Raw genomic sequence first — 2,145 nt, forward strand, 5'->3', positions numbered from 1 at the left:
TACAACAACAAGCGCTTACACTCCGCCTTGGGCTATCGTTCTCCCATCGAGTTCGAGGCCCGTTGCGGCTAACCAACCGGTGTCCACTTTTGCGTAGGAACTCTCCGGCTTCGCCGCCGCTTAACTCTAGCGTTAGGCAGCACACATGAACTTCAGCGACCTTGAAAAGGCAGCCCTCCAGCTAAACGAGCTCTACGAGCAGCTCGAGGCGAAGAGGTACGGCCGCGTCTGGAGCACACAAGAACTCGCACTCGGCTTCATGGGAGACGTTGGCGATCTGGCAAAGCTTGTCCAAGCACACGCCGGCGTACGCACAATCGATGATGTTCAAGCCAAACTAGGTCACGAGTTATCGGACTGCTTATGGTCGGTTCTCGTCTTGGCGAACAAGTGCGGGATTGATCTGCAGGCCGAATTCGTCAGGAACACTAAGGAGATATCTGAGTATGTGTCCAACGAACTTGGCAAATAGGCGGGTGCCGCCTAACCATTCGTTCAAGACGGACGGCTTCGCCGCCGCTTAACTCCAGCGTTAGGCGTCACAACAAACATGTCTGAGTACTCTGCAAAGCCATACGAAGAGACAGTGTCCTGTGAGGCGCGGCAAGACGCGGGTATCATCTTTATCAAGGTTGTCGCAATGCCATATGAGGACGCGGTCGAGTTTGACGTCACTCAAGCACGCGCTTTCGCAAAGCGTATTCTTGACGCTGTTGAGGTTGTCGAGCTTGGTTGGGTTGGCAAATCGGGCACTCCACCAGCCGCGGGTGGCGCCTAACATTTCGTTCAAGGCGGACGGCTTCGCCGCCGCTTAACTCCAGCGTTAGGCCTCAAATGAACAAAGACTCGGCAGCTTGGCTCGCACTCAGAATCATCGGTCTACTTGCGCTCGGACGTGCCTTCTTGTCCTTGCTCAGCGGGGTAGTCGAAACCTTCAATGTTTGGAAGCTATACGGTGCTACCGTCGAAGCTATGGCCTCTCTAACTCAGCGGCTCATCCTTCAAGCATGGGTCGGCATAGGAATCGCTCTCATGCAGTGCATCTTCTTTGCCGTCGTCGCCTTCTACTTTCTTCGCAGAGGTCGGGCCGTCCACAAGCTTCTCATGCACGAGTCGGCGTAGTAGGGTCCGGCCTAACCAATCATTCGAGGCGGACGGCTTCGCCGCCGCTCAATTCCAGCGTTAGCTTCTATGAGCATATTGGCAGGCCTACTCATCTCTTTCGCGTTGGCTACCTCGGGAGCAACGAGTGCGCCGCTCTGTCCAGACGAAAGGGAGTTGTCTCCAGCTGAGGCAGGAGATGCGCACGGTTTGACGTCTGTTTACTGGCGTCCGCACTGGAGTCAGGTCCCCAACAAGTCCACCGCAATTCCTACTCGCGTCATTCAGCCAGTACTGTCGAGCCGTGCAGAAAATGACCTTCCAAGAATGGTCGTTTTCGAACTTATCATCGACCGCCAAGGCTCCATTGCGGTAGCCACAGCACTTACGCCTTTGCCAAAGTCTCTAGTAGCTCCGTTGTCTGCTGCGTTCCAGCTGTGGCAGTTCAAATCTCAAAAAAACGCCGTAACAACCAACGTATCGTGGTGCTATGGTCGAACATGGCAGTTCCCAGCTAACTGATCGTTCAAGGCGGACGGCTTCGCCGCCGCTTAACTCCAGCGTTAGACGTCAGAGCATCTTTCCTTCGCAGTTGCTTCGCGTGCGTGTCGCGTTCTGGCTTCGCATCAGCTGCGAGCATTCTTTCGCTTCGGGCCGGCCTGCGTTGTCGTCTTTCGCGCGCCTGGTCGTTCGTCGTGTCTTGCGCGCGTTGTCGCAGCACGCATCTTCGGGCTCCACGATGCGCGCGGTTCGTCTCAACGTGGCATCCTTCGTCAGCGGTTCGTTCTTCGCGCGCAGGCCACCAGCTTCGCGCCATTGCCGGGCATTCAAAGCAGCGATATCGTGCAAGCATCCGACGGCGTAGCGTGCTGCCGTCTAACCCGTCATTCAAGCGGACGGCTTCGCCGCCGCTTAATTCCAGCGTTAGGCCTCATATGGAAGTTCCCGTGCGCTCAAACGCCTCAATGTTTCTCGCTCACACGGTCGAGCCTACAGTTGCGGAGTTCGAGAAGGCGCCGTACGACATCCGTCGCGGCAGGCACG

2 protein-coding genes are annotated in these 2,145 nt (G+C 56.5%); one reads left to right on the forward strand and one right to left on the reverse strand.

Features of this window, described 5'->3' with window-relative positions:
- Positions 1–145: 145 nt before the first annotated feature.
- A complete protein-coding gene (locus tag B0E48_RS17380; protein WP_077519347.1) occupies positions 146–472 on the forward strand; it encodes a nucleotide pyrophosphohydrolase in 327 nt (108 codons plus the stop codon).
- Between the two features lie 1,199 nt (positions 473–1,671).
- Here the strand turns inward: B0E48_RS17380 and B0E48_RS17395 are convergent.
- Complete coding sequence (locus tag B0E48_RS17395) at positions 1,672–1,950, reverse strand: hypothetical protein (RefSeq protein ID WP_077519349.1); 279 nt, start codon at positions 1,948–1,950, stop codon at positions 1,672–1,674.
- Positions 1,951–2,145 lie beyond the last annotated feature (195 nt).

Source organism: Rhodanobacter sp. C03 (genome assembly GCF_002001175.1).
In the GTDB taxonomy this organism is placed as follows: Bacteria; Pseudomonadota; Gammaproteobacteria; order Xanthomonadales; family Rhodanobacteraceae; genus Rhodanobacter.

Excerpts from the sequence above, each read along its gene's own strand:
- B0E48_RS17380 (WP_077519347.1), top strand. The coding sequence starts at position 146 with ATGAACTTCAGCGACCTTGAAAAGGCAGCCCTCCAGCTAAACGAGCTC.